The organism is Ruminococcus sp., from assembly GCF_019417665.1.
Lineage (GTDB): Bacteria > Bacillota > Clostridia > Oscillospirales > Ruminococcaceae > Ruminococcus_C.
The window spans coordinates 1-2497 of the sequence record NZ_DXUU01000120.1; the positions used below are offsets into that span (position 1 = coordinate 1).

Annotated in this window: 4 protein-coding genes; all 4 read left to right on the top strand. The window is 40.0% G+C overall.

From position 1 onward, the window contains the following. Positions 1-455, top strand: a 455-nt coding sequence (locus tag QZ375_RS14125; RefSeq protein WP_295220020.1) for an ATP-binding cassette domain-containing protein, incomplete at its 5' end; no start/stop codon positions are given. A 297-nt stretch (positions 456-752) separates the two neighbouring features. Next, positions 753-1115 (top strand): hypothetical protein, encoded by a 363-nt coding sequence (locus QZ375_RS14130; RefSeq protein ID WP_295220023.1) that lies wholly within the window; start codon positions 753-755, stop codon positions 1113-1115. Between the two features lie 90 nt (positions 1116-1205). After that, complete coding sequence (locus QZ375_RS14135; RefSeq protein WP_295220025.1) at positions 1206-1367, top strand: hypothetical protein; 162 nt, start codon at positions 1206-1208, stop codon at positions 1365-1367. A gap of 20 nt (positions 1368-1387) precedes the next feature. Beyond that, positions 1388-2122: a leucine-rich repeat domain-containing protein gene (locus QZ375_RS14340; protein WP_365729280.1), complete on the top strand. Its 735-nt coding sequence runs from the start codon at positions 1388-1390 to the stop codon at positions 2120-2122. Positions 2123-2497 lie beyond the last annotated feature (375 nt).

Here is a 2497-nt window from a genome sequence, read left to right on the forward strand (position 1 = left end):
ATATCAATGGGGAAAAGAAGAAAAAACCAGGAGAAATACCGGAGAGTATGGGACTGATTATTGAAACTCCTGGTTTTTTGCCTGGCTATACTGCATATCAAAATCTGCATTTCCTAGCACAAATTCGTAGAAAAATCGGAAAGCAAGAGATTAACCGTGCCATTTCCAGTGTAGGACTGGCTCCAAAAAGCAAAAAGAAAGTAGGGGCATATTCATTGGGTATGCGGCAGCGGTTAGGCTTGGCACAAGCAATCATGGAAGACCCAGACCTGCTGATCCTGGACGAGCCCATGAACGGACTGGACAAAGACGGTGTACAAGATATGCGAAGATATTTGCTCCAACTAAAGGAACAGGGGAAAACAATTCTTTTGGCATCCCATTCGGCGGAAGATATTTCTGTACTGTGCGATACGGTTTGTGAGATGGACAAGGGAAAATTGACAATTTGTTAAATGGGAAGAAAATCGCACGCATCTTTTCTATTTGGCAGAAAAAATCTGCATTTGGTGGACTAAAACTTGCATTTAGGGAACAAAGCATTGATTTTTACGATAAAATGTGATATGATTAACTTAGAAAAACAATAAAAAGTGAGATTTATTATGCGAAAGAAAATAATTTCAAGCGTTGTTTGTTTATCCATAATTACTACACTCTGCCAATGGACTACCGTTTCTGCTATAAATACTGATGTTATGTTGAGTTCCAATACCAAACGTTTTTTGGTAGATTCAAAAGAAATGTCAGTTTTGTTTATAGCTGAAACAGCTGCGGATGTGGATTCCGTCTCGCTGATGGATGCTTCTACAAATCAGGAAGTGGCAGTGCTTTATGATGATGGTGCAGCTGCATACCCCAATGACGGAGACTTGTACGGAAATGATATCGTGTACTCCAATTATCTGGATCTGTCCGGAAATCAGGTAGGGGATTACTCTTATTATGCACAGTATACAGTGAATGGAAAAAACTATACTTCCGATACTGTCATAGTTCGTGTCTACCGCCAGTTCACAGAGCAGGAATTGGCAGATATGCAAAAAATTACGGATACACTCAATTCATTGGTCAACTCGGAGGAATATGCAGCATTGTCTGTGGAGGAAAAGTAAAGGCTCTGTCTGACAAGATCGACTCCCTGGCAGAAGTGGATGAAACTTTGGGTTATGCACTGGTAGATGCCGATTCGATTCGGTATAATAATGTTAACTTATCAGCTTGAGTTCAAGGACTATATTGGGCTGAACTATTTATACTATGCCTATACAATTCCCAATACGGATGCTACAGACAGTTCCGCAGTCACCTATGTCAACCATGGAGATTCAATTGAGATCACCGGCTTTGACAATTCCGTTTTCTGATGTTGTAATTCCCTCTGAAATTGCGAAGGACTTCTAGTTACTGCAATCTCTGCTGGAGCATTCTATCTATCTGCATTACATCCATCGAAGTGCCGGATTCGATAACTTCCATTGGCGAAATGGCGTTTTTGGGCTGTACTTCTTTAAAGTCTGTGAAACTTTCAACTGGTGTTGCAAAAATTGAGAAAAATGCGTTTGGTTCCTGCAGTGCTTTGCAGGAGATTCAGGTTGCGAAAGACAACACCAATTTTTCTAGTCTAAATGGAGTTCTGTATTCCAAGAAGCAAGATACACTCGTAATCTATCCAGCCGCAAAGACAGACACTGCATATATCATTCCAAGCAGTGTTACATCTGTTGCAATGTACGCTTTTTCTGAAAACACCTATTTGGAGGCACTTACAATTCCAAATTCCCTGATTAAGGTGGGAAATTCCACATTTTTTAACTGCAAAAATCCGCATGCAGTTTCCTATAACGGAACAGAAGAAGAGTGGAATCAGATTACCATTGGTTTGCTGAATGAAAAGCTGACAGGAGCCACTATTCAGTATCAAGAGCGCATTAAAATAAACTTTTCCACGCAGAATCGATTCCAGCACTTCCCTTTCACATCTGTATGCTTGCATCTTTTCATAAAAATTGTCCGTTCTAATGATTCTCCATTCCTTTCATTTTTCGGGGCAAGTTCAACATTAACACTGTTGGACTTGTCCCTTTTTTGTCCCCAAGCAGCATACAATCCGGCGAAATGACCGGTTTTGTATGCTGCTTTTTTCTTTCTCCTGCCTATTCATATAAATTTTACATCTAAAACCTTCCCATTTTGCTTCTCTCAATTGTCTTAGTAATTTCAGGAGGGCAAAAAAGGGCTTCTCAAAACTGAATATGGAGGGAGGGAAAATAATGTCTGCTCCCTCGCATGATGATCAGCTGAAACTTGAGATTTTCGACAGTTTCAGTAAAACAGTAATGAGAAATGCAAGCAGAAATTTCGCCGCCGCTGCAAAAACAAGAAAGAAAAATGAGTCGGTCAACACAGATATTGTGCAGTATATTTTGAAAACACACGGCGTGTAAAAAGTCAAGTAAACCATACAACAATTCGCCAGAAAGTGTACAAAAAGTAT

Coding starts and splice junctions, on each gene's coding strand:
- QZ375_RS14135 (WP_295220025.1), top strand. CDS start 1,206: ATGTTAACTTATCAGCTTGAGTTCAAGGACTATATTGGGCTGAACTAT.